Origin of the sequence: Xylocopilactobacillus apicola (assembly GCF_033095985.1) — a bacterium.
GTDB lineage: Bacteria > Bacillota > Bacilli > Lactobacillales > Lactobacillaceae > Xylocopilactobacillus > Xylocopilactobacillus apicola.
The window spans coordinates 1,558,242-1,582,689 of record NZ_AP026802.1 but is presented as its reverse complement, the minus strand read 5'-3'; the positions used below and the strand labels follow the sequence as shown (position 1 = coordinate 1,582,689).

21 protein-coding genes and 1 riboswitch are annotated in these 24,448 nt (G+C 39.6%); of the genes, 19 read left to right on the top strand and 2 right to left on the bottom strand.

Annotation, left to right across the window (positions count from 1 at the left end; genetic code table 11):
* Positions 1-9 precede the first annotated feature (9 nt).
* On the top strand, positions 10-1,323 hold the full coding sequence (locus R8495_RS07715; protein WP_317634897.1) for an MFS transporter: 1,314 nt from the start codon (positions 10-12) through the stop codon (positions 1,321-1,323).
* Positions 1,324-1,346: 23 nt separating this feature from the next.
* On the opposite strand, the gene R8495_RS07710 is transcribed toward R8495_RS07715, so the two are convergent.
* Positions 1,347-2,681, bottom strand: a complete 1,335-nt coding sequence (locus R8495_RS07710; RefSeq protein WP_317634896.1) for an MFS transporter — start codon at positions 2,679-2,681, stop codon at positions 1,347-1,349.
* Between the two features lie 140 nt (positions 2,682-2,821).
* Positions 2,822-2,999: riboswitch (Lysine riboswitch) on the top strand.
* 95 nt (positions 3,000-3,094) lie between these two features.
* Between R8495_RS07710 and lysA the strand changes: the two genes are divergently transcribed.
* The 15 genes from lysA (at position 3,095) to R8495_RS07635 (ending at position 21,109) form a co-directional block, all read left to right on the top strand.
* Positions 3,095-4,405: a diaminopimelate decarboxylase gene (gene lysA / locus R8495_RS07705; protein WP_317634895.1), complete on the top strand. Its 1,311-nt coding sequence runs from the start codon at positions 3,095-3,097 to the stop codon at positions 4,403-4,405.
* A gap of 2 nt (positions 4,406-4,407) precedes the next feature.
* Positions 4,408-5,115 (top strand): 2,3,4,5-tetrahydropyridine-2,6-dicarboxylate N-acetyltransferase, encoded by a 708-nt coding sequence (dapD, locus tag R8495_RS07700; protein WP_317634894.1) that lies wholly within the window; start codon positions 4,408-4,410, stop codon positions 5,113-5,115.
* 2 nt (positions 5,116-5,117) lie between these two features.
* Complete coding sequence (locus R8495_RS07695; RefSeq protein ID WP_317634893.1) at positions 5,118-6,284, top strand: N-acetyldiaminopimelate deacetylase; 1,167 nt, start codon at positions 5,118-5,120, stop codon at positions 6,282-6,284.
* Entirely contained in the window at positions 6,281-7,177 is an 897-nt protein-coding gene (dapA, locus tag R8495_RS07690; protein ID WP_317634892.1) for a 4-hydroxy-tetrahydrodipicolinate synthase, read from the top strand. The genes R8495_RS07695 and dapA overlap by 4 nt, the downstream gene beginning before the upstream one ends.
* Entirely contained in the window at positions 7,174-7,944 is a 771-nt protein-coding gene (dapB, locus tag R8495_RS07685) for a 4-hydroxy-tetrahydrodipicolinate reductase (protein ID WP_317634891.1), read from the top strand. Before dapA ends, dapB begins: the two co-directional genes overlap by 4 nt.
* Positions 7,945-7,962: 18 nt before the next feature.
* Entirely contained in the window at positions 7,963-9,153 is a 1,191-nt protein-coding gene (locus tag R8495_RS07680; protein ID WP_317634890.1) for an aminotransferase class I/II-fold pyridoxal phosphate-dependent enzyme, read from the top strand.
* Positions 9,153-10,205 carry an aspartate-semialdehyde dehydrogenase gene (locus R8495_RS07675; RefSeq protein ID WP_317634889.1) on the top strand — a complete coding sequence of 351 codons (1,053 nt, stop codon included), beginning with the start codon at positions 9,153-9,155 and terminating at the stop codon, positions 10,203-10,205. Before R8495_RS07680 ends, R8495_RS07675 begins: the two co-directional genes overlap by 1 nt.
* Positions 10,206-10,360: 155 nt before the next feature.
* Positions 10,361-11,203: a PRD domain-containing protein gene (locus tag R8495_RS07670; RefSeq protein ID WP_317634888.1), complete on the top strand. Its 843-nt coding sequence runs from the start codon at positions 10,361-10,363 to the stop codon at positions 11,201-11,203.
* A gap of 75 nt (positions 11,204-11,278) precedes the next feature.
* Positions 11,279-13,147 carry a beta-glucoside-specific PTS transporter subunit IIABC gene (locus R8495_RS07665; protein ID WP_317634887.1) on the top strand — a complete coding sequence of 623 codons (1,869 nt, stop codon included), beginning with the start codon at positions 11,279-11,281 and terminating at the stop codon, positions 13,145-13,147.
* Positions 13,144-13,860: a glucosamine-6-phosphate deaminase gene (locus R8495_RS07660; RefSeq protein WP_317634886.1), complete on the top strand. Its 717-nt coding sequence runs from the start codon at positions 13,144-13,146 to the stop codon at positions 13,858-13,860. Before R8495_RS07665 ends, R8495_RS07660 begins: the two co-directional genes overlap by 4 nt.
* 248 nt (positions 13,861-14,108) lie before the next feature.
* The gene (locus R8495_RS07655; protein WP_317634885.1) at positions 14,109-19,241 is read left to right on the top strand and encodes a BspA family leucine-rich repeat surface protein; all 5,133 of its coding nucleotides are present in this window, start codon (positions 14,109-14,111) and stop codon (positions 19,239-19,241) included.
* A gap of 85 nt (positions 19,242-19,326) precedes the next feature.
* Positions 19,327-20,127, top strand: coding sequence for a tyrosine-protein phosphatase (locus R8495_RS07650; RefSeq protein WP_317634884.1), 801 nt, complete (start codon positions 19,327-19,329; stop codon positions 20,125-20,127).
* Between the two features lie 57 nt (positions 20,128-20,184).
* Positions 20,185-20,406 (top strand): MgtC/SapB family protein, encoded by a 222-nt coding sequence (locus tag R8495_RS07645; protein ID WP_317636616.1) that lies wholly within the window; start codon positions 20,185-20,187, stop codon positions 20,404-20,406.
* Positions 20,325-20,876, top strand: coding sequence for an MgtC/SapB family protein (locus R8495_RS07640; protein WP_317634883.1), 552 nt, complete (start codon positions 20,325-20,327; stop codon positions 20,874-20,876). The genes R8495_RS07645 and R8495_RS07640 overlap by 82 nt, the downstream gene beginning before the upstream one ends.
* Before the next feature lie 38 nt (positions 20,877-20,914).
* Positions 20,915-21,109 carry a hypothetical protein gene (locus R8495_RS07635; protein ID WP_317634882.1) on the top strand — a complete coding sequence of 65 codons (195 nt, stop codon included), beginning with the start codon at positions 20,915-20,917 and terminating at the stop codon, positions 21,107-21,109.
* A 240-nt stretch (positions 21,110-21,349) separates the two neighbouring features.
* On the opposite strand, the gene R8495_RS07630 is transcribed toward R8495_RS07635, so the two are convergent.
* Complete coding sequence (locus tag R8495_RS07630) at positions 21,350-22,231, bottom strand: Cof-type HAD-IIB family hydrolase (RefSeq protein WP_317634881.1); 882 nt, start codon at positions 22,229-22,231, stop codon at positions 21,350-21,352.
* 63 nt (positions 22,232-22,294) lie between these two features.
* Between R8495_RS07630 and R8495_RS07625 the strand changes: the two genes are divergently transcribed.
* The 3 genes from R8495_RS07625 to tsaE are packed head-to-tail and all read left to right on the top strand — an operon-like array spanning position 22,295 to position 24,433.
* On the top strand, positions 22,295-22,999 hold the full coding sequence (locus tag R8495_RS07625) for a uracil-DNA glycosylase (RefSeq protein ID WP_317634880.1): 705 nt from the start codon (positions 22,295-22,297) through the stop codon (positions 22,997-22,999).
* On the top strand, positions 22,996-23,979 hold the full coding sequence (pta, locus tag R8495_RS07620) for a phosphate acetyltransferase (RefSeq protein ID WP_317634879.1): 984 nt from the start codon (positions 22,996-22,998) through the stop codon (positions 23,977-23,979). Before R8495_RS07625 ends, pta begins: the two co-directional genes overlap by 4 nt.
* The gene (gene tsaE, locus R8495_RS07615) at positions 23,969-24,433 is read left to right on the top strand and encodes a tRNA (adenosine(37)-N6)-threonylcarbamoyltransferase complex ATPase subunit type 1 TsaE (RefSeq protein ID WP_317634878.1); all 465 of its coding nucleotides are present in this window, start codon (positions 23,969-23,971) and stop codon (positions 24,431-24,433) included. Before pta ends, tsaE begins: the two co-directional genes overlap by 11 nt.
* Positions 24,434-24,448: the final 15 nt, after the last annotated feature.

The following is a 24,448-nucleotide window of genomic DNA, read 5'->3' as shown; positions in this document are numbered from 1 at the left end:
AGTAAAAGTTTGAAAGAAAAGAAATTTGGAATTATTTTACCAATTATTTTGGTTAGTTATTTTTTAATCTTGTTGGATAATTCGATAGTTTTTACGAGCAGTTTGAAAATTGCGCAAGAGTTACATTTGGATTCGCAAATGACCGCTTGGGTTTCCAATGCTTACGCTTTAACATTCGGCGGATTCATTATCTTTGGTGGCCGGATGGGCGATATTTTCGGGCGAAAAAGAATTTTTCTAATTGGAATTTCTATTTTTAGTATTTGTTCGTTATTAGTTGGTCTGGCTCAAAGCGGGCCAATGATTATTGCTGCTCGGGCAGCTCAAGGTTTAGGATCAGCAATTTTAGCCCCAACGACGCTTGCTTTGTTGATGGACAATTATCAAGGCAAAAGGCGGAGTCAGGCGATTGCTTATTACGGCGCCACTACTGGGATTGGAGCTAGTGTCGGTTTGGTAATTGGCGGCTTAATTGCCAGTTATGCCTCTTGGCGTTGGGGATTTTTCTTAAACTTTCCGCTCGGATTGGTTCTGGCGGTTTTGACGTCCTTGAAAATTCCTCAAAGTAAAACGGTAAGTCAGAAAATGGATTGGGGCGGCACGCTTCTTTCGGTTTTGGGCCTAACCTCGCTGATTGCGGGAATTAATCTCAAAGCACAGGGAGTTTGGTTCTTAATCGCTGCGGTAATTTTCTTGATTTTGTTTTTGTTCCAGGAAAAACGAACTGCTCATCCGCTGATGCCTTTAAGCTTATTCGCAGATTCAGAGCGAACTAGCGCTTATCTGGCAAGATTTACTGATACGGCGGCGATGACTTCTTATTTGTTTTTGACGCCTCAAGTAATGCAACAAGTGCTTAATTGGACTCCGTTAATGGCGGCATTTGGATTTTTGCCCCAAATGCTTTTGCAGTTTCTAACGGCCTCAATGGTGAATAAATTGGCGCAAAAATGGGATCATACATTTTTATCCTTGATTGGTGCGGTAATTTTTGCTTCCGGAATGTTTATTGGAATTTTCCTGCCCGTTCAAAATGGTTACGTGATCGGTCTTTTACTTCCATTGGTGCTCACCGGTCTAGGTCAAGGATTAATCATGGGACCGTTAACGATTTCAAGTGTAGCGAGAACCAACGAGCAGATTGCAGGAGCTGCTTCGGGGACTTTAAATATGGCCCAACAAATTGGCTCGTCTTTTGGCTTGTCGCTGATTGTAACTTTAACCACGAATTATCACCAGCAGTTGATTATCATGACCTTTTTTGCAGTGATTTTAATTGTTGCGGTCAGCGTGATGCATTGGAGTGCAAAAAGGCACAAATAAAAAAAGCCATTCGGCGATGGCTCTTAGGATCGATCTAATTTTCGCTCGGTAATCATGATGTAAATGGACAAACATAAGGCAAGCGCTGAGGCCACGAACAAAACAGTGATGTTGGCGCCCCAACCGTATTTGTCAACTAGTAGACCTACTAGCGCAGTTGCGGCAATTTCACCGCCTAAATATTGGAAGAATCCCATAAATCCCGTCGAAGTTCCAACTGCAAATTTAGGGACGACTTCGTTGATGATTAGCCCGACTAGCATGATCGGCGCGCTTAGAAAGTTCATCATTAAAATTAAAACAACAATAATTACTGTGTGATTGGTGCTTAACAGGTAAGGAATTAAGCAGGCAATGACTCCGAGAATTCCGACGACGCAGACGGCAGCACGACGATTTTTAAATAAATCTGATAAAACGCCACTAATTATACCGCCAGGAATCGTTGCAACGCCGACAATTCCGACTAACCATTTAGCAGTTGTTGGCGAGAAGCCTTTAAATTGCGTTAAATAACTAGGAATCCAAGTGTTAATTCCGTAGCTGACCACGTATAAACACATTGAGGTCAAAGTAACCGCCCAGACCAATTTGTTGTTAATGATGTAGTGCGTGATGATCTGGAAAATATTCATCTTAGTCAATTCGTTATTATTTTTTTCACCGTTGTCGAGTACGACTTCTTCGTGGGCGTATTCGGTGATGCTAGGTAATCCCACAGCAGCAGGTCGGTCACAGCCAGCAAACCAAACAATTAGACTCATCACCACTCCAACAACACCAGTTGCATAAAAGACCATCGAGATCGAGTTGGAGAATAAATACGCCGCTAATTGAACTAAGGAAACGCAAAGAATTGCGCCGAAGCTTTTTGAAGTACCCCAAACTGCAAAAACAATTCCCCGCCGTTTCTTACTCCACCAAAGTTGAATAATTCTCTGGCATGCACCGGCTCCCATTCCTTGAGCGATTGACATGATTAGCATCAAAAAACACATTATATAGAAATTTCGAGTGGCACCAAAAGCAAAATTTATCAGCGAAGAAAGAAATAGGCCAGTCGCTAGATATCGATTGCTATCGCTTTTGTCGCTAAGCGCTCCCATAAATAATTTGGAGATTCCATACCCGAGTCCAAAGCAGGAGAGGATCATCCCAATTTGTCCGGTAGAGAAATGGTACACTTTCATAATATCGTGTTGCTGGATTGTGAAAACTTGGCGAATGACCGTGTAGCCAGCATATCCAAGAAGGATTGAAACAAGTACACCGATTTGGCGCCATTTATAAGTATTGGCAACTTTATCTGGTGCAACCTTCACTTTTGCATCAGGTGCCGGTTTTAGAAATGAAAACATTTTTTACCCCCAAAAAAGTAATTACCGCTTACATTATATAGTTAAAACGGTTTCTTTGGAAGCTTTACTTTGTTTCTAAATTAATTTGCATTAATATTCAAAAAAGACTTGATTTAATGTTCATTTAATAATATGATTCATGTTATCGAAGAGGTTGCAACCAACATCAGTAACATTTGGGGAGCTCGTGCAAGAGCTATGATCCAGGCGAAAGGGAAGGCTGCCGAAGCGTTAATCACTGCACTGGTTAATTAGCTGGGCTGTAGTTGAATAAATTACGGACTGTCGCAAAAAAATTTGCGGAGCGCTTTTGTTGAACTTTTAAAAAACAAGATTTAAGCGAAAAATATTTGAGGACTCTTTTCGATTGCTGCAGCAAAAAAGGGTCCTCTTTTTTAGTAGGGAGCAGCATTATGGAAAATGAAAAATATTTTACCAACAAAGAAGGTCACTTGGTGATTGGTGGAGTTGACGCACTAAAGTTGGCTTTAGAATATGGCACGCCGCTTGTGGCATATGACGTTTCGCAGATTCGTTCACAAATTCGAGCTTTCAAGGAAGCTTTTGCCAAACGAAAATTTCCAGCTGTTGTGAGTTATGCCAGTAAAGCTTTCAGTGCCATTGCGATGTATCAGGTTGTAGCCCAAGAAAAGGCCCATATCGATGTTGTTTCCGGCGGAGAGCTTTACACCGCAATTAAAGCAAATTTCCCAATGGATAAGATTAGTTTTCACGGTAATAATAAAACACGTGCGGAGTTAGAGATGGCCGTTGAACATCAAGTGGGAGTAATCATTCTCGATAATTTTTATGAAATTGAGCTTTTATCAGAAGTGTTGGCCGAACAGGACAAAAATATCCGCGTCATGTTACGATTGACTCCAAACGTTAGTGCTCATACACATGAATATATTCAGACAGGTCAGGCCGATAGCAAGTTTGGCTTTGATATAACAACGGGTCAGGCTCATTCGGCTTTAAAAAAAGTGCAGGCTAATCCACAAATGGAGTTAATCGGATTGCATGCCCATATTGGTTCCCAGATCTCAGCTGTTGCGGGTTTTCAAATGGAAGTTGCAAATTTGTTTAAGCTCATTAATCAATGGAACGCTCAAGACCATTATCAACCCAAAGTTATTAATCTTGGCGGGGGGTTTGGGATTAGATACACTGAAGAAGATGAAGTTTTAGCACCCGACGTTTTTGTGGGTGCCATCGTTGATGAGGTAAAGGCTCAGTGCGATCAGTTAAATTTAAAAGTACCTGAGATTTGGATTGAACCAGGCCGTTCAATTGTGGGGGCAGCCGGATATAGTTTATATACGGTGGGATCGCGCAAAAATTTGCCTGGGATGACTGATTACCTCACAGTTAATGGTGGAATGGGGGATAATATTCGCCCCGCTCTTTATCAAGCAAAATATGAAGCAGTTCTCGCAAACAACCCGACAGCAGCGTCCGTCGAAAAGGTTCATTTAGCAGGTCGATATTGTGAATCAGGCGATATCTTGATCGATGAGCAATCACTTCCTGCTACGAAGCCAGGTGATATTATTGCCATTTTGAAAACAGGGGCCTACGGGTATAGTATGGCATCTAATTATAATCGAGTGCCGCGTCCGTCCGTTGTTTTTTGTGAAAATGGGTACGCTCAGATTGTTGTTAAAAGAGAAACTTATGATGATTTGGTTAGTAACGATTGTTTTTTGGAAAAGGAGCTTTAATCTTGAAAGAAATGTCCGCAGAAGAAATTATTAAATTTATTGGTTCGGCCAAGAAACAGACGCCAGTTAAGGTTTATGTGAAAGGCGATTTAAAAAATCTAACTTGGCCCAAAGGAGTTAAAACATTTGTTGAAGCCTCGTCAGGCGTGGTTTTTGGCGATTGGGCTCAGTTGGCACCTTTTCTAAAGGAAGAAACGCGCATTACTGATTATGAAGTAGACAATTGGGCTCGCAACTCAGCAGTTCCGCTTCTGGATCTAAAGACGATCAACGCTCGAATTGAACCGGGGGCGCTGATTAGAGATCAAGTGTCAATTGGTAATAACGCAGTGATTATGATGGGGGCAGTTATTAATATCGGGGCCGAAGTTGGAGCAAAAGCGATGATTGATATGAATGCAGTGCTCGGAGGACGCGCGGTAGTTGGCGCTAATGCTCACGTCGGAGCAGGTGCCGTAATCGCTGGGGTCATTGAACCAGCATCAGCTAAGCCAGTTAAAATCGGAGCAGGAGCGCTAATTGGTGCTAACGCTGTTGTGCTTGAAGGTGTAGAAGTGGGAGCAGAAGCTGTAGTGGCAGCAGGTGCCGTAGTGACTGAAGATGTAGCACCTAAAACTGTTGTAGCTGGGGTTCCAGCCCGTGTGATCAAGAAGATCGACGAAAAAACTGCAAGTAAAACGGGGATTGAAACCGATTTGAGGAAGTTATAAAAATGGCTGTGTTGACCGAAAATGAATTAATTGAAATTAGGCGACACCTTCACCAAAATCCAGAACTAGCACTAAAAGAATTTGATACGCATCGCTACTTGTTAGAAGTTATTGGAAAGCTTAATCAAAAATACTTAGAACTCAAAACAATTCCCGAACTTCCGACGGCGCTTTTAGTAAGAGTTATCGGATCCGAGCCTACAAAAACAATCGGTTATCGGACAGATATCGATGCACTTCCGGTCACTGAGCAGACTGGTTTAGCTTATGCTTCTAAAAATCCTGGCGTCATGCATGCTTGTGGGCATGACCTCCATATGACAGTAGCACTTGGAATTTTGAGCTATTATAGCGAGTATCAACCGCTCGATAATTTGATATTTTTCTTTCAGCCAGCTGAAGAAAGCGAGAACGGCGGGAAGCTTGCCTACGAACAGAAGGTTTTTACTGATAAATGGCGGCCGGATGAAATTTATGCTTTGCATGTAACGCCAGATTTACAGGCAGGGACAATTGGGTGTCGCTTAGGGACGCTTTTTGCGGGAACGACAGAAGTAAATATCGATCTGATTGGAAAAGGTGGGCACGCTGCTTATCCGCAAGAGGCTAATGATATGGTAGTTGCAGCAGCTCAGCTGATTAATCAAATTCAAACGATTGTTTCTCGTAGTATTAATCCAATTGAAGGCGGCGTAATTACAATTGGGAGAATGTCGGCGGGAACCATTCGTAACGTGATTGCGGGTAAAGCTCATTTAGAAGGTACGATTCGCGGTTTGACCCAGAAAATGATTTTAAAAATTGATGAGCGGATTAAGCAAGTAGCTGCGGGGATCGCCACCAGCTTTAATGCCGAAGTCAAGGTGGAATTAAATCAGGGCGGATATCTGCCGGTAGAAAATGATCCGATTTTAACTGAGCAATTTATCAATTATGTTAGTAAAAATCCTGATCTAAACTATGTTGAGACCGAGCCAGCGATGACCGGGGAAGATTTTGGATATCTACTTTCTAAAATCCCAGGAACAATGTGTTGGCTGGGAGTCGAAGATGACTCTCAGCTGCATTCGGCCGCCTTTACTCCTAAAGAAGCAGCGATAAAAGCAGGCGTTGAGGCATTTATTGGATTTTTTAACAATCGAATGGAACAAAAAAGGAGAACAAAATGACTGATTTTCAAGCAGCAGATATTTTAACGGCAATCATTACCCCATTTACGGCTGATGACAAAATTGATTACTCAGGTCTTCAAGATCTAACTGAGCATCTGCTAAAAACTGGTAGCCGCGGGTTTGTAATTGGTGGTACGACCGGGGAAGGGGCAACTTTAACTCATGCAGAAAAGTTGGAACTCTACGAAAAATTTGCCGAAATTGTTCAAGGGCGGGTTCCCGTAATTGCGGGAACGGGCAGCAACAACACCGCTCAAACCGTTAGTTTTACAAAAGAAGTTAGTAATATTAAAGGAATCGATCTCGCTTTGGTGGTCGCACCCTATTACAATAAACCTGATCAAAGAGGAATTAAGGCTCATTTTAAGGCAATTACTGATGAATGTGATTTACCGCTGATGATTTATAACATTCCAGGACGCACTGGAATCACGATTTCTAACGAGACAATTATTGAATTGGCGCAAAATCCTTTGATTAAAGGAGTTAAACAGTGTACAAGCCTTGAAGATCTTGCTGAATTAATTGAGAAGACGCCGGATGATTTTTTGGTCTATACGGGCGAAGATCCGCAGTCCTTAGCAGCGAAATCCATTGGTGCAAAAGGTGTTATCTCGGTAGCAAGCCATGTTTATGGCGAGCAGATGCGTAAAATGTACGATACTTTAGCTGATGGACGGGCGGACTGGGCTGGTGCGATCCAGCGTGACTTGATTTTGAAGATGCAAGGATTATTTCTTTATCCTTCGCCATCCCCAGTCAAAGCGGTCCTTAATGCGCAAGGGTTTGCCAGTGGCGGCTGTCGCTTGCCAATTGTTGATCTAGCTGAGAATGAAATTGAGCAGTTAGCTAGAGCACTTGGAGTTAAGGAACTTAAGGAGATTAAATGACAAAAAGAGTAATTATTGCTGGAATAACTGGTTCAATGGGGCAAAAATGTGCAGACTTAATTGAAAGTCTAACTGATTTCGAGCTAGCGGGCGTCATAGCACCGGACTTGACTGCAGATTGCCCAGCAGCGAAGAAATTATCCTCAGAAACTAAATTATTTATCGATTTAAAAGATTTGACACTTGCTGCTGATATTTGGCTAGATTTTACCACGCCCCAAGCAGTTTTTAATAATACAAAATTTGCTTTAGAACATCACTATCGCCCGATTATTGGTACCAGTGGACTAACTGAAACGCAAATTTCCAAATTACAAGAAATTGCTGCTAAAGAGCAGATGGGAGGCATTATCGTGCCGAACTTCGGCTTATCAGCGGTCTTACTAATGAAATTTGTTCAAATGGCAGCACAATATTTCCCGGATGCTGAAGTCATTGAAATGCATCACGAAGATAAATTAGATGCCCCTTCTGGTACTGCAGCTGCGACGGCGCAACTGATTGCAAAAAGTCGGTTAGAGAAACCGTTAGCACCTGCTGCACATGTTGCAGCTCGTGGTGCTGATTATGAGGGCGTGAAGGTGCATTCAGTGCGATTACCAGGTTATGTTGCTCATGAAGAAGTTTTGTTTGGCGGACCAGGTGAAGCCTTAACGATTCGCCAAGATTCTTTTGACCGCGCATCGTTTATGCAAGGTGTGAAAGTTGCGCTTGAGCACGTGTCAGAACTTTCTGAGTTAGTTGTTGGATTAGATAAAATATTATAAAGAAAAGGTGGTTAAGAAATGCCAGAAATAGCAAAAGATTTAGTAAATTATTCAAAAGAAAATAGTTTGAAAGATATTCCTCCTTCGGGAATTCGGTATTTTGACGTAAAAGTTAATAAAATTCCTGATATTTTGAAATTAACTTTGGGTGAACCAGATCTAAATACGCCCGAACACGTTAAAAAAGCAGCGGTTCAAAGTATTTTGGATAACGATTCTCACTATTCAGATCAGGAAGGAACGCTTCGCCTGCGAACAGCAATTAGCAATTTTTTAAAACGTAAACTTGATTTATCTTATGATCCGCAAACTGAAGTTTTGGTGACAATTGGTGGGACAGAAGCGCTGACCGCTACAATGCTGACTTTCTTCCATCCGGGTGATGATATCATTGTTCCAACTCCAAGTTATGCCTTGTATTTCCCAATTATTCATTTGACTGGCAGTAACTTAGTTTCTGTTAATACAGCGCCAACTAACTTTGTTTTGACTCCAGAAGTGTTGGAGGAGACTTTGGCGGCACATCCGCAGGCAAAAGCAATTATCTTAAACTATCCGACCAATCCAACGGGGCGTGAATACTCAGCAGAAGAATTGGAGAAATTAGCAGCAATCATCAAAGAACATAATTTGATGGTGATTTCTGACGAGATCTATAGTGAACTAGTCTATGATTTGCCACATACTTCAATCGCTCAGTATTTACCTGAACGAACAATTATCGTTAATGGATTGTCGAAATCTCACGCTATGACTGGTTATCGGGCCGGTTATCTAGCAGGACCGGCTGGATTAGTTAAATGGGTGATGGAAATGCACGCATTTCTCGTTACAGCTCCTAGCAATCCAGCGCAGGCAGCAGCAACTGAAGCGCTAGAAAATGGCGACCAGGACCCAGTTGAAGCAAGTAAAATTTATCAAAAACGGCGCGATTACATTACAAAAGCGCTCAATGATTTAGGATTAGAAACGGTTCCGAGTAACGGCGCTTTTTATATTTTTGTCAAAATTCCAGCTAAATATGGTACAGATGATTGGGCTTTTGCTGAAGATTTAGCTCAAAAGGGTAAAGTTGCAGGTATTCCTGGTAGTTCATTTGGTGCTGGCGGCGAAGGATATATTCGTTTTTCGTATGCAGCAAGTGATGAAAAGCTTGAAGAAGCAGTTCGGAGAATCAAAGATTTTCTTACAAAGGAAGTAAATCAATAATGAAAGATCGTTATGTAGTTGCAATTCTTGGCGCAACTGGCGCTGTGGGAAGCCGCTTGATTAGTGAATTGGCGGATTCCAAGATTCCAATTGAGCGAGTTAAATTATTGGCATCTAAGCGCTCAGCTGGCAAAAAACTTCAATTTAAAGGGCAAACCATTATTGTTGAAGAAGCATCTCCTGAATCTTTTGATGATGTAGACTTGGTTTTATCATCGGCAGGCGGCGCTGTTTCAAAACAATTATTACCAGAAGCAGTAAAAAGAGGCGCAGTCTGTGTTGATAACACTAGTGCTTTTCGGATGGATCCGACCGTCCCTTTAGTTGTGCCAGGGGTGAACGAAAAACAACTCAAATATCACCACGGAATCATTGCTAATCCTAATTGTTCGACCATTCAAATGGTTGCAGCACTTAATCCGATATACAAAAAGTGGGGCTTAAAACAAATTATTGTCTCTACTTATCAAGCAGTTTCAGGAGCCGGACAGTCAGCCTGGAATGAAATGAGAGATGAAGCAAAAGATTATTTGTCTGATCGACCAATGCACCCAGAAATTTTACCGACGAAAGGGCAGAAACATCACTATCCTCTAGCTTTTAACTTGCTGCCTCAAATCGATGTCTTTGAAGAGGATGGCTATACTCATGAAGAATGGAAAATGATTCATGAAACCAAGAAAATTTTGTTAAACGATGCGGACGCTCCTGAGATCAAAGTTACAGCAACATGTGTGCGTGTTCCTGTCGCAGTCGGTCACGGTGAGAGTGTTTACTTCACAGTTGACGATGAGAAATCTAGCGTTCACGAAATTAAGGAATTAATTGCAGCGACGCCGCGATTGGTTCTACAAGATGATCCTAAAGAGCAGCTTTACCCGCAGCCGATTAATGCTCAGGGTAAGCGGGAAACTTTTGTTGGACGTTTGCGCGCAGATGCTGAAAATCCAGGTGCTTTTAACATGTGGATTGTAGCTGATAATTTATTGCGTGGCGCAGCTAGTAATACCGTCGAAATAGCAGAATGCTTAGTTAAAGAGCAGTTAATGTAGTTTATTAAAAAACTTGAAAACGATTTCTAGAAATGCTAGACTAAATAAGTAATGGAATCGTAACCAGATTTTCTGGGCATAACCATGACTAAACTAAAGAGTACAATCTTTGGTTTAGTTGTGGTTTTTTTAGTGCAAGGGGAGATGAGCTTAATGTGAAAGTTAAACGAAGAATCAATAATAATGTTGTCTTGGCTTCGGAAATTTCCGGTAACTTAGAGGGAGTTTTGATTGGCAAAGGGATTGGTTTTGGCGTCCACCCAGATGATCCGATTGATAAACAAAATGTTCAAACAATGTATTTGCCCAGCGGGCACCGGAACTTAAAACAGATGGCTAGCGAATTGGGTGAAGCAAATGAAGACGATGTGAATTTGACGTATGAAGTGACCAAATTTATTGAGCAACAAGTTGGTGAAAAGTCAGGCGAAGGGTTATTCTTTGGTTTACTAGACCATTTGGTTTTTACTTTACAGCGTTATGAAAAAAAATTGGAGATCAAAAGTCCGCTAGATTGGGAGATTAGGAATTTCTATCCCGATATTTATCGTGTTGGTTTAGCGGTGGTTGATTTGATCAATTCAAAACGTAAAATCAAACTTCCTAAATCGGAAGCGGCTTTCATATCGCTTCATATCATCAATAACATTGAAAATATTAGTTCAATTGATACTACTGTCGATCTGCTTAAAGTGTCTAAGGATGTCAATTCGCTAATTAGAATTAGCAGTGATAAAGAGATTGACTTGCAATCAATTTCTTATCAAAGATTTATTGATCATTTAAGATATTTTGTTTTACGTCTGGTAAGTGACGAGGTTGCTCCCGCAGTAACTACTAATGAATCGTTGATGAAAATGATTATTGATCAGTATCCTGATGAATATCAAATCAGCAAAAAGATTGGCGATTATTTGGCAAAAAGATTCCATTCCAAGGTAAGCGAAGACGAGTATCTATATCTTACTTTGCATCTAGCACGTTTATTAAATGTTTAATTTATCCAGGAATAGTTACAGTTTGGCTGGCATAACCTGTTTTCCGAGAAGTTCGGAAATTTTAAGGAGGAAAAAATGTCAGAAAAAGATTTAGCCGCAAGAATTCTTGAATATGTCGGAGGAGAACAAAATGTTCAAGCTTTGACTCACTGTGTGACAAGATTGCGTTTTAATTTAAAAAATGATCGCTTAGCTCAGGATCAAAAAATTGAGGCGCTTGATGATGTGATGGGCGTGCAAAAAAAGGGCGGTCAATATCAAGTCATTATTGGTCCCAAAGTGACGCAGGTCTATAAGGCGATTGTTTCAAAGGTTCCGAGGCTAAATGAAAATAGCGATTTGGCTCCAAATACTAAGAAAGAGTCATTGATTAATCGCGTCATCAATGCCCTTTCAGCAATTTTAGTCCCAAGTTTGGCGCCAGTTATCGGTGGCGGAATGCTCAAAGGATTTTTATATCTGCTAACGACGATGAAGTGGGTTGATTCCAAAAGTGGTACCATGTTTGTCTTAAATATTTCTGCCGATGCAATGTTTTATTTCTTCCCGTTTTTGCTGGCAATTAGCTCGGCTCGATTTTTCAAGACCAACGAATATATGGCGGCGACTTTGGCAGGGGCCTTGTTGTACCCAACTCTGATATCAGCGGCAACCGCGGGTAAAGTTGCTCAAGTTAAATTTTTGGGCTTTATCCCGATTCCGATGTTTAACTATAGTCAATCGGTTATCCCGATTATTTTAGCTGTTTGGTTTCTTAGTTACGTTTATCGCTTCTTAGAGGATCATTTACCGAGCATGGTTACGGTTATATTCACGCCGTTAATCTCCTTAATCGTGGTGGTCCCGATCACTTTATTCTGTCTTGCGCCGCTCGGATTTTATATCGGCGACTACATTGCCAAAGCCCTTCAAGTCCTGATCAATTTTTCGCCCCTTCTTGCCGGAGCGATTATTGGAGGACTAAGGCCGGTTTTAGTTCTGACGGGAATGCACCATGCGCTGAGACCTTTAACAATTCAACAAGTGGCAACTTACGGTTACTCAACGCTGCAAGCTATGAATTTTATGAGTACAATGGCTCAGGCCAGCGCTGCACTGGCTATTTATCTTATTGTCCGAAATAAAAAAATGAAGCAAATTTCGCTTTCTGCTACAATTTCGGGTTTCTTAGGAATTACAGAACCAGCGTTATATGGAGTTTTAGTAAAATATAAAGCTGCTTTTGCTGGAGCTTGCCTTGGCGGAGCGCTTGGGGGCGGAATCGGTGCTGCAATGGGAGCCAAGGCAATGGCAATGGTGATGCCAAGTGTATTGTCAGTTCCCGTGTTTCTAAATGATAAATCTGCTGGTTTTCTAATTGGTGTAGGAGTGAGTATTGTAAGTACAATTATTATCACGTTTTTACTTTCAAAAACTGTCTTCAAGCTTGAGGAAGTTCCAAGTAGCGAAAAATCCCAAACTGATTTAACTGCAATTGATGTTAAAAGTCCGGTAAATGGTGATGTTTATTTAACTGAAGATGTTCAAGATGAGACTTTTTCTAAGGAATTGATGGGCAAAACTGTAGCAATTATGCCAAGTGATGGTGTTATTTTGGCGCCAGTTACTGGTAAAGTTCAAATGGTTTTTAAAACTAGGCATTCAATTGGGCTCATTTCTGATGAAGGAGTTGAAGTAATGCTTCATATTGGAATCGACACTGTTAATTTAGAGGGCAAATATTTTGAAAGTTTTGTTAAAGAGGGTGATCAAGTTAGAGTTGGTCAAAAACTCTTAGAATTCGATCTAGCTAAAATAAAGGAATCTGGCTATGATCCAACAGTAATCGTTGTAATTACCAATTCGTCAAATTACCTTTCAGTTTTGAGTCCAGCAGATAGCGAGCCGATCAAGGCTGAAGAATCATTGATTAAAATTGTAGAAAATGGAGAAAATGTAAGATGAAAATAATTAGAGTAGCTAATAAGAAAGAGTTGAACGAATTGACAGGGGAAATGTTAATCGGATCAATGCTAAGTAAACAAACACGCTATAATTTATCGATCACAGCTGGCAATACACCAAAGGGAGTGTATGAATATTTAGCGCCACGCATTAAGAGAAATTCTGCTTTTGATCATGTTCACTATTATAATTTTGATGAAATTCCTTCAACTGATCCAAATTTTATTGGAGTAACTATGCGTGATCTGAAGAAATTATATTTGGACCCAGCAGGAATCGATTCAAAAAGAATTCATCATCTGACTAGCGAGAATTTTGAAAATCATGATCATAATCTTCTTTTGGCTGGCGGATTAGATGCAATGCTTTTAGGAATCGGTAAAGATGGACATTATTGTGGTAATTTACCGGGGACAACTAATTTTGCAGATCAAACTGTTAAAGTTGAGGCCAAGGGTGCATTGAAAGACTTGATTGGAAGACATTTTTCTGATCCGTTACTTGTACCTGATTACTGGATTACAATGGGCCCAAAAAGCGTCATGAATGCGCGAAAGTTAATTTTGATTGCCACCGGAACTGAAAAAGCTGATGCTATTTGGCATTTGGTAGACGGACCAGTGGAAAATAAGTATCCATCCTCAATTTTGAAATTACATCCCGATTTAACGGTTATCGTTGATGAAGAAGCTGCAGAAAGGATAAATAATTAAAGATAATCTTTTAGTTTAGACTTGGGAAGTACTAATCTAACCGGTCATGAATTAAGCCATTTGTAAGCTTGATCATCAAAATATTTAAAATCATTAAATATGTCGCGCTTATTATACATAAGACGGATTTGAATTTTTTTGCTAAAACAACAGAATTTCAAAATCGGAAAATTTTTTTGCCTTTTTTAGTTTTTTTAGGATGTAAAATACCATATAATGTCATTAAAGATAAATAAGTGTGGAAAACCATGAATAAAAGAATAATTTTAAAGATAAGGCAAAATTTTAAAGTTTTGTTTGGTAGCTTTGTGATTGTGTTGTTAATCCTTGGGATAACAATTCATTTAAGGTCCCAAAATGGTTTAACCGATCGAGCTGGAAATACTGTAAGCATTACAAAATTATCTACGGTAAAAACTGATTTGAGTACGCCTTTGGCGGGAAAGTTTTCATTTACTCCGGATTCAACAAACGGATCTTCTGTTAAATTGCTTAGTCAGGATAATTGTCGTGTGGATAAACAGATGGGTAACGCTTACCAATTGGCTGTAGTTTCTGCTGGTCCGATGAAAGCAAAGTTTAGATATTCAGCTATTGGTAGTGATTCCGCTGGTCAATTGTTGGATGCTGTAATGATTGTAAGCACGCAAAAGACAAAAACTGCGTTGATCCCTTCGATTGGCTCGGTTTATCTTAAAGGGACAGATCCCAGTGCGCAGATCAAGTTGCAATTTTTCTTCCATGATACTGATCATTTGGCGTTAATTGACGGACATTTGCCCTTACAAGTTGATCAAGAAGTCGGGCTTAACTTAGCAGAATTTACTAATTTGTATTGTCCTGCAGAAACGAGATTGCGGACAATTTCCCGTGATGATGAAATTACTTGGCTTTTAAAGGATGATAAAAGTTCTGCCAAAGAATCCAGTGTTACTGCTACTTTTAGTCATCAATCAGCACTAACATATCAACTAGCTGCTGCAGGTGGTGAAGTTGCAGAAGTAACATTAAATAAAAATTCGTTAGTGAAAATTGATAAATTAAAAGAAAATTTGCTTGCAAATCAAGGATTTACGAATAATAACCCAGTTTTGCCAGAAGTAAATCCAATGAGGATTCAACCACGTGATGGGATTTCTCCAGTAACAGTGGGAGTTGGAGACAGTCAAAACTTTTTCGCTCCTGTAGGTAGTGCCAGAGTTAACGTTAACCCTGATGGCACTTGGGGTACCGTAGTAATCACAAACTCCACAAAGCAGCTAGGAGCAGTTTCTCTTAATGCGACGGTTGACATGACTAAGAATTTTAACTTTAATTGGGATTTACAAATCATTCCGGGAGCAGCAACGGGCGCCGATGGTTTGGGGTTTGCCTTCCATCCTATCTATCGACCTGGTGATCGAGTAACAGGGACTCATGGAATGAGTAGTTATACTTTGCCTAGCGTTTTCGGACGTCATGCGGATGCGACTCAAAGTCCGGTCACTTATGCTAGTGATCCGGATAATGGACAGACGGTTCATTCACTTGGTTTACGTGGAGGGTGTTTGGGAGTAAGTGATTTGATGAATGCGTTGGCTTTTAAAGTTGATACGCATTTTAATGGATTAGATTATTTGCCAATGTATCCTTCGATGCAAAGTACACCTTACGGGGATTCCACGTATCATTTACTTGATCAGTATTCGAAACCGGATGATCGCTTTGTTTATAATAATATTGATGATAACAGTTATGGAGCATTTATTAGTACAGATAGTAATGGATATGGTTATGCTTCTATTCTTTCTGCTGCCCTAAATGGGATGACGGTTACTCCTAAAAGCAATGCGGAAGGGACAGTTAGTGGAACTGCAAGAGTGCAAATGATCGATCGTGCTTGGCATCATATGACGATTTCTTATGATGCTAGTACTTATCGCTTGACAGTAGATATTGATCGGAAAGTAACTTGGGTAAAAATTTTAAACGCTGACGAAAGAAATGTAATTGCGGATCGCAGTAATTGGGCTTTTTCAATCCTTGGGTCAACTGGAGATACTTATGAAACTAATACGATTAAAAATATTCAGGGGACTTTTACTCCGGGAGACGAGATTATTACCACTCGTTACGTTGATGAGAATGGGACCGATCTGAAAACACCAGTAAGTACTTTACAATCTGATTGGCAGAGGACGCATCCAGGCTCACCAGAATTTGTTGATACTAGTTCAACACCAACCATTTATAAAGACGGTTATACGTATCAAAGAGCACAAGTTAATGGCACTTTCTATCAAAATAATGGGCGAATTAATAAAAGATTGGGATCTGCTAGCAGTGGGGCCTCAGTAAATACGGTCGGGTCTAACGTTACAGTAAAAACAAATTTCGGGAATATTATTTTCCTTAACTACGTTTACCGTAAGATTCCAATAAATGCATCTGAACCATATGCAAATCTTAAGATGAGAGTTAATGGAGGGGCTTTAACAACAACATCAGCAATTAATCCGGGAGATAAAGTTACTTTTAGTTACTCTGCTCGCAGTTCATCTATTTCAGGGATATGGTCAAATGTAACAGCAGTTCAATCATTGGGAGGAATTTTCGAACCAATAGCTCCTCTACCAGCAGGAGTTACGCAAAAAGATGGGTTATTATATGTTCCTTTAAACAATGGATTGAGTAATAACTTAAGCCCGAATTATATGGGTTCAAATACTGTATCCATGACTTATCAAGGGGCAGATAAAGCCAATTTAACGGTAAATGATCAGGGACAAATCGTAATTACTGCGGTTGCGGGTAATTCATCCACTCCGCCAGGTTCACAGATTGCCTCCAGTGTTTCAATCTATGATCAGTCTAATCAATTGATTGATGATGCGGGGCAGCCGACATGGGGCTCATATTTTTACAATAGCGTAAATCCTAGTTCTCCACTTGCAAGTACCGATCTCGTTTACAATACGGCAAACTTTGTTCCAAAGACAAATAATGCTACTTTAACGCAAAGTAATTGGTGGGAAATAAACAGTCAAGGCACATTAATTATTTATGCACATAATATTGATATTTTACCAACAAGTGCGGCGGACTGGCCGTGGGATTCCCGTAGAGAAAATGTAAAAAGTGTTGTTATTAATGCAGGGGTATCGGCTAAATCAATGTCGTACATGTTTTCAAACATGCCGTATCTTACCTCAGTATCCGGTCTTCAAAATGTTACTACTACTTCCTGTCAAGATTTTAGTCACCTTTTTGAAAATTGTACGAGCCTTGCGACGCTTGATTTATCTTTTTTAAAGATGAATTATGCTACTACCACTAATCACATGTTTACAGGGGCTAAGGCACTTTCTAATTTAACTTTAGGTCCCAATACACGTTTTCCAGAATCGGGTGATCTGCCAGCAGCATCTGGTAGTACTTTTCAGTGGCAAGAAGTTGGAACAGGTAGTGTAACAAGTCCTAATGGGCCTTTGATTTCAGCGAATGAAATCATGACTAGGTATCGAGTAGGGGCAACGAGATCTACTTATGTATGGGGGACTTATTGGTGGAGATTTGCTGCAGGAGTATTAACCATCTATCCACATGAACTGAATTTTGAGGTTGATCACGTTAGTTATATTGGTGTTGATGGCAAACCTGTTTCAGACTGGCCATGGTATCAAAAAGATAGTCAGATCGTCAAAACCGTTATTTCCCCGGGAGTGACAGCTAAGGGTTCACTATTTGGACTTTTTAACGGAATGACTGCAATGACCTCAATTGAGGGACTTGCGCAGCTTGATACTAGTGAAGTAACCAACATGGGTTCGATGTTTTCTTCGTGTTCATCACTTCCCACTCTGGATGTGACTAATTTTAATACAATTAAAGTGACAAATATGTCAAGTATGTTCAGTTACTGTAAGCAGCTAATCAATTTGGATGTGACTCACTTTAATACTAGTAATGTGAACGACATGACAGCGATGTTTAAGGAGTGTAATGACTTAACAAGCTTGGATGTAACGAAATTTGATACAAGTAAAGTAACCAATATGTCATCAATGTTCACAAGCTGTTCGAGTTTACCAAGTTTAGATGTAACGCATTTTAATACAAGTATGGTTACGGACATGTCTTTGATGTTTTTTGAATGCACCTCGTTACCGACCATAAATTTGGATAATTTTATTACAAGTAACGTATTAAATATGCGTTCAATGTTTGGTTTTTGTACCGGGTTAACGTCACTAGATTTGAGAAGTTTTGAGACAAGCAAGGTCACAGATATGTCAGGGATGTTTTATTACTGCCGGTCATTGACCGATCTTAAGATGGATTCGTCTAATTTTAAAACCATTAATGTGACAACAATGGAGAATATGTTTAATCGGTGTGTGGCATTACCAAGCATTGATGTTAGTTTCTTTGAGACAGATAATGTGACGAATATGAATGGTATGTTTAATGGGTGCTCAAATGTAACAAGTATAAACATAAGCAACAAATTTAAGACAGATAATGTAACGAATATGAATAGTATGTTTAATAATTGTTCAAGCGTAACAAGTTTAAACGTAGGTGATTTTAATACTGAGAAAGTCAACAATTTTAATTCAATGTTTTCAGGCTGCACTAATTTAACTAGTTTAGATTTAAAGAATTTTAACACAAAGCGGGTATATAGTTCCAGCCGCAAAGCAATGTTAGCTAGTACGCCAAAACTTTGGAAGTTAACGTTTGGACCGAACTTTATTCTTGAAGATTATGTAGCTAATGATATGTTAAAAGATCCAAATCCCGGGGATGAAATCAATGATGTCGAAAACCCAACACCAGTGTATTATGCGACTAATCCACAGTGGCGCGAGGTTGGAACGGGGAGTCCTCACAAACCAAAAGGAAATGCGTTGACTGTAACTCAGATGATGAATGAATCAGCGGTGAGAAATGATACGAGAACTTATGTATGGGATCAGATTGGTTCCCAGACGTTAGAGACGGACGAGGGTAATATAGATTTAGGGATTCATGCGGGGTATTTAAAGGATCAAGAATATGTGAGCACAGCACAGAACTTAAATCTAACCGATAATCGCAATAGTGACATCAACAAGGATTGGCATATTGAGGCAGCGGTAACGAAGGCGTTCACTTTGGCGACAGATTCGACAAAGAAAATTAGTGGAGATCCGTTGTATTATCACGATACAACTGCAGGTACGACAACGCATTTGACGCCAACAGGGCAGACCATTTACAGTGGGACAAGAAGTGATAATCAACCATTTAATAAGAGCTATCCATGGACGCTGAGTTTTAAATCAAAACCAAGTGATATTCCAAGTGCTGGAAGTTACAAAGCAACTGTAACCTTTTCACTGATAAATACAACTCCATAAAAAATCAAAGCAATTTTTTAAAGAAATAAAATGCTCTGTCCATATAAATGAGTTTCTGGAAACAAGGATTAAGAAAGGATAAATAATGGATTTTGCTAATTTAAATAATTTTAGAGATTACGGAGGATCAAAAACAACTTCTGGCCAAAAAGTTAAAAAAGGATTATTATACCGAAGTGATGCAATATGTCATTTAACACCAGCTGAGGAAGAGATTATCACCAAAAAGTATCAAATCAAAACTGTGATCGATTTGCGTAGTCAAACGGAAATTAATCTTGAACCTGATCCTTTAATTGAAGGCGTTCAGCTGCTTAGTCTAGCGCCAGTTGCAAAGTTGGCATCAATGGCTTCAGAAAATTTAACTGGCACATCTAAACGAAAAACCTCGCTTGAATTGATTAAGTCTGGTCACTTCGACAGTTTCTTACATATGAAAGACCAAATGGAAAACCTGATGCGAAGTTTTGTTAACGTACCAGAAAATCGCTTAGTTTTTCAGAAACTTTTGCATGTTTATCTAAAAGAAGAAAACTACGCAATTTTGCAGCATTGTCGTGGTGGCAAAGACCGCACCGGATTTGCATCAGCTTTGATTTTGGGAATTTTAGGAGTACCGGAGTCAAAAATTAAAGAAGATTATCTATTAAGTAACGATTATAATGCGAATTCAATTGAGTCAAAAATGCAAGTTTATCGTAGTGTCACTGATGATGAAGAATTGCTGCTGAATCTTCATGAAATGCTGATTGTTAAATCTGAGTATTTTGATGCAGCACTAGATGAGATTAAAAAGTTATATGGTAGTTTTGCTGATTTTGTGACCAAGGGTCTTGAATTTTCGATTACCGATCAGAATAAATTACGCAAAATATTATTAGAATAGTGGAAGAAGGGATTGACTTGAAGCTGGCGCTTGCCAGAATTAAGAACATTAAAAAAAGTGAAGTTTAACTTATCTATCGCAGAAATCGTACTCCGTTTATTTTTAGCTGTTATTTGTGCAGGCTTGATTGGGTTTAATCGTCAGCAAAAAAATCAATTTGCTGGGATTAGAACTCATGTTTTAGTCTGCGTTGGAGCTTGTATTATTGCTTTGCTGCAAAAAAAATTGGTTATGCGGCTTTCGCACTTTTTGTTCAAAATCCGCAGTATGCGAAGATAATTAATGCTGATGAATCTCGTTTGATTGCTGAGGTTGTCAGTGGCATTGGCTTTTTAGGTGCGGGAACAATTGTGATCGTTAAACAGGACACTCACGGTTTAACGACTGCTGCTAGTATTTGGCTTGTTGCGATTATTGGACTTGCAATTGGGATCGGGGATTATCGAATAGCCAGTACCGGGACGGTTGTTGTTTTACTGGTTTTAATAGTTTTTAAAAAGCTTTTTCATTTCCAATCCAGTAAGAAAGTTTTGATTGAATATTGGCATCGCAAAGAGACGAGAGAATTTATCCAAAATTATTTTGTAGAGCATAAAATTGTGGTTCTTGATGTGATTATTGCTAGTGAAAATCAACTTTATTCTAACGAGTATGAGCTGGAGATTCCTCCGGAGATGAGTTATGCCGAGATCGTCGAGGATTTATCGATGAACGAAAATATCAAATCAATAAAGATGGTTAGTAGTTAAATTGTTTCAAAATATAATTCTACAAGCGAGTGGACTAGGTGGGCTTAATCGTTTCTAAAATCCTGTATCAACAAATGGAGAACAACTACTTAGATGTCATCGAGCAAGTTGCAATTAAAGAGCTAGAGAATTTTAATCATATTTCTGGCTATCGTGAAGGTCAACTGGTCAAGTTTGATGAACTAAAAAAACTCGCAAAGTTCATTTTGCGGAAAAAATCTGGTGTAAATTAGAAGGCACTTCTGTTGCTTTTCATTTCGGTTATGACTATTACCTTTATGTAGTCTCTGATCGACCTTTGGATCAATGTTTAAAATCAGCTAGTGATCAGTTATTCATTACTAAGGAACGATCGCAGTATTTGGAGGTAACCGAATGAGTGTTTTTGAAGAAAGTCGAGAAGAGAGGCGCCTCAAAGTTCATTTTTATTTTTACAATGCAGTTGAAGCCGAATACAAAAAAAGCCGAGTTTATCAGCTTTTTTGATTAAATTCGATTGCTCGTTCAATGGCTTTTGCGACACCAGCGTTATTGTTGGTATCAGTTTGCCAAGTGGCAATTTTTTTGATGTCATCAATGGCGTTACCCATTGCAACGGAATACTTTGCGTATTCGATCATCGTCGTATCGTTTACATTGTCGCCAAGAGACATCACATTTTCAGCGGTCAGCCCTCTTTGTTCGGCGTATTTCTTTAAAGCAATGCCTTTTTGGGCGTGAATATCGTTAATTTCAATATTGTAAGTTGAGCTGGCAGTAATTGCGACGCCTGGATTTGGTAAAGACAAGAGCCGATTCTTGACAGCATTAAGATGTTCGGTAGTTTCCGTGTCAAAAGCGATAATCTTAAAGACAACAATGTTGGGATCTGACAAAATTTGCTCATAACTATCGACGTATTTGATATTCATCAGCTCCATCCGGGCAGAAGATAAAGCAATTGCGAGCTTAAAAGGAGTGTCGGGATTTAAATTAGAAATTAAACTAGCGAGATTGTTGATTCTTTTGACCTTGTTATCAGAAAAAATTCCGTCACTTGTGATAATTTCAAAATAAAGATCTTCTGCTTTTAATTCCTGCACCACTTTTTTAATCCACTCGGGGGTTAACGGGAATTCAACTCTAACGTTGTTGTCTTCATCGTAAACTTGCGCCCCATTAAGTGTGATGAACGCCGTTTCTAAGTCATATTTAGCCAGCAACGGCCGAGCTTCGGTGATATTACGTCCAGTTGCAATCATAAACTCGATTCCTTCTTCTTGCGCATGCTTAATAGCTTTAATGTTTTCCTCGGGAACGATCATGTCATGATTTAAAAGGGTCCCGTCCATATCAGATGCAATTAATTTTATCATTGAAAAATTTTCTCCTTTTCTTCCCAAATTTTATCATATTGTCGTACAATAGTAGTAATGACTATGGAAACGAATTCAAATAAAAGATTAGAAATTATTGGTAATTCTTGGGATCAAGTACTTAATGAGGAAATTAATAAGCCCTATTTTGGGGAGCTCTTAAGTTTTCTTAATGCCGAAGAAGAAAAATTTACAATTTATCCGCCACGCGGTAGTGTATTTAATGCGTTCAAATGGACGCCGATGGAAAATGTAAAAGTTGTAATCGTGGGTCAAGATCCTTACCACGGGGCAGGACAAGCGATGGGAGCTAGTTTTTCGGTCCAACCAAGTGCCAAAGTTCCGCCATCGCTAGTGAATATTTTTAAGGAATTGCATACCGACTTGAATTTACCGATTCCTGAAAATGGTGATTTGAGCCAATGGGGCCATCAAGGCGTGTTGCTTTTAAATGCGGTTTTAACAGTACGAGCAGGGGAGGCTAATTCTCATCAAGGAAAAGGTTGGGAGAATTTCACGGACACGGTTATTAAGATATTGTCCAAACAAGGCGGGATTGTCTTTATCTTATGGGGAAATTTTGCGAAAAAGAAAGAGGAATTAATCGACTTAAATCGTAATTTTGTAATTAAAAGTTCGCATCCCAGTCCATTTTCTGCCAGCTATGGATTTTTTGGCTCTCGTCCATTTTCCAAAACAAATGAATATTTGGAACAGATTCAAAAAACTCCCATTGATTGGGATTTGACAAAAGGAGAACAAAAATGAATATCATTGATGAATTGAAATCTAAGATTAAAGGAAAAGACTTTCGGATTGTTTTTCCAGAAGCGACGGAAGAACGAAATTTACGGGCAGTTGCGCAGTTGAATCAAGAAGGCTTTATTAAAACAGTTCTAGTGGGCAAAAAAGGGAGTATTGAGGAAGCAGCAAGTAATTTGCATATCGATTTAAGTAGAAGTGAAATTGTAGATCCGGCAACTGACCCTAATTTTGAGTCAACAGTTGAAGCGTTTGTAAAACGGCGCAAAGGTAAAGCGACTAAAGAAGATGCTGAAAAAATTCTTCTAGATCCCATTTACTATGCGACGATGCTGGTATATTTGAAGCGAGCTGACGGTTTGGTATCAGGTGCAATTCATTCGACGGCCGATACGGTGCGACCAGCTTTACAGATTATCAAAACCAGACCGGGAGCTAGTCGGGTCAGTGGGTCATTTTTGATGGAAAAAGGTGAACAAAGATATTTAATGGCAGATTGTGCAATTAATATTGAGCCGGATGCTGCGACTTTGGCTGAGATTGCGTATCAATCCAAACAAACAGCTGAACTTTTTAATATTGATCCTAAAGTTGCATTGTTGAGTTTTTCAACCAAGGGTTCGGCAAAACATCCATTAGTTGATAAAGTTAGTGAAGCAACTAAATTGGTTCAACAGTTAGATCCAAGTGGGCATTATGATGGTGATTTACAATTTGATGCGGCTTTCGTGCCAGAAGTAGGACAACTTAAGGCGCCCGACTCTAAGGTGGCAGGAAATGCCAACGTGTTTATTTTTCCAAGTCTGGAAGCGGGGAATATTGGTTACAAGATGACTCAGCGCTTAGGTGGATTTCGAGCACTTGGTCCAATTTTACAAGGCTTGAATCGGCCTGTTTCTGATTTATCTCGTGGGTGCAGTAAAGAAGATATTGTTGAAATTGCGGCGGTTACTGCGACTTTGGCGTTAATGAATAATGAAAATTAAGTTAACAGATCTAGATTCAACCAAAAAATTAGGTAAACTCATTGCTCAAAGCTTGCACGGTGGTGAGTTAATTTTTCTAAGCGGCGATTTGGGTGCTGGCAAAACGACTTTGACTCAGCAAATTGCACTTGAGCTGGGGATTAAAGAAATTGTTAATAGTCCGACTTTTACGCTGGTTAAAGAATATCGTTCTGGGCGCTTGCCATTGATGCATCTTGATCTTTATCGCTTGAAAGAGTTGTCCCAGGAAGACGCAGAAATGGTTGAAGATTATCAAGATCAGCACAATGTTTTAATTATTGAGTGGGGCGAGGCGTTATTAAACGATTATCCAGCGGCATTGCGCTTATCATTTAGTGAGATTTCAGGTTATCATCGGGTGGTAGAAATTATCAACGCAGGGTCTGAGCTCAAGCATAAAATTACAGAAAAATTTGAATTAACTAGCGATTAGTTAATTTTTTTTTAG

What these genes read in the sequence shown, in the direction of transcription:
- dapA (WP_317634892.1), top strand. Translation starts at nt 6,281, where the DNA reads ATGACTGATTTTCAAGCAGCAGATATTTTAACGGCAATCATTACCCCA.
- R8495_RS07695 (WP_317634893.1), top strand. Translation starts at nt 5,118, where the DNA reads ATGGCTGTGTTGACCGAAAATGAATTAATTGAAATTAGGCGACACCTT.
- R8495_RS07665 (WP_317634887.1), top strand. Translation starts at nt 11,279, where the DNA reads ATGTCAGAAAAAGATTTAGCCGCAAGAATTCTTGAATATGTCGGAGGA.
- pta (WP_317634879.1), top strand. Translation starts at nt 22,996, where the DNA reads ATGAATATCATTGATGAATTGAAATCTAAGATTAAAGGAAAAGACTTT.
- R8495_RS07650 (WP_317634884.1), top strand. Translation starts at nt 19,327, where the DNA reads ATGGATTTTGCTAATTTAAATAATTTTAGAGATTACGGAGGATCAAAA.
- lysA (WP_317634895.1), top strand. Translation starts at nt 3,095, where the DNA reads ATGGAAAATGAAAAATATTTTACCAACAAAGAAGGTCACTTGGTGATT.
- dapB (WP_317634891.1), top strand. Translation starts at nt 7,174, where the DNA reads ATGACAAAAAGAGTAATTATTGCTGGAATAACTGGTTCAATGGGGCAA.
- R8495_RS07675 (WP_317634889.1), top strand. Translation starts at nt 9,153, where the DNA reads ATGAAAGATCGTTATGTAGTTGCAATTCTTGGCGCAACTGGCGCTGTG.
- R8495_RS07680 (WP_317634890.1), top strand. Translation starts at nt 7,963, where the DNA reads ATGCCAGAAATAGCAAAAGATTTAGTAAATTATTCAAAAGAAAATAGT.
- R8495_RS07660 (WP_317634886.1), top strand. Translation starts at nt 13,144, where the DNA reads ATGAAAATAATTAGAGTAGCTAATAAGAAAGAGTTGAACGAATTGACA.
- R8495_RS07655 (WP_317634885.1), top strand. Translation starts at nt 14,109, where the DNA reads ATGAATAAAAGAATAATTTTAAAGATAAGGCAAAATTTTAAAGTTTTG.
- R8495_RS07625 (WP_317634880.1), top strand. Translation starts at nt 22,295, where the DNA reads ATGGAAACGAATTCAAATAAAAGATTAGAAATTATTGGTAATTCTTGG.
- R8495_RS07710 (WP_317634896.1), bottom strand. Translation starts at nt 2,681, where the DNA reads ATGTTTTCATTTCTAAAACCGGCACCTGATGCAAAAGTGAAGGTTGCA.
- R8495_RS07630 (WP_317634881.1), bottom strand. Translation starts at nt 22,231, where the DNA reads ATGATAAAATTAATTGCATCTGATATGGACGGGACCCTTTTAAATCAT.
- tsaE (WP_317634878.1), top strand. Translation starts at nt 23,969, where the DNA reads ATGAAAATTAAGTTAACAGATCTAGATTCAACCAAAAAATTAGGTAAA.